The sequence below is a fragment of the Micrococcus sp. GbtcB5 genome, from assembly GCF_019091605.1.
Taxonomy (GTDB): Bacteria; Actinomycetota; Actinomycetes; order Actinomycetales; family Micrococcaceae; genus Micrococcus; species Micrococcus luteus.
The window spans coordinates 1-240 of record NZ_JAGXJK010000405.1; the positions used below are offsets into that span (position 1 = coordinate 1).

General features: G+C 70.4%; 1 protein-coding gene. It reads left to right on the forward strand.

The window, feature by feature from the left end; all coding sequences use genetic code 11:
* Positions 1-171 (forward strand): SsrA-binding protein (locus tag KVS67_RS12895; RefSeq protein ID WP_217565539.1); only part of this gene is annotated, 171 nt, incomplete at its 5' end.
* Positions 172-240 lie beyond the last annotated feature (69 nt).

Genomic DNA, 240 nt, shown 5'->3' on the forward strand with positions numbered 1-240 from the left:
ACCATCGTGCCGCTGTCCCTGTACTTCCTGAACGGGCGCGTGAAGGTGGAGATCGGCGTCGCGCGCGACAACCGCGAGTACGACAAGCGGCACAAGCTGCGCGAGCAGCAGGACAACCGCGAGGCCCAGCGGGCCATGCGGGTGCGCAACCGGCGCGCCGGCGTGGCCTGAGCGCGGCAGGCCCCTTGGGAATGCCCGGGGGGCGGGCTACGTTGTATCTCTCGCAGGCCCGGTTTCAGG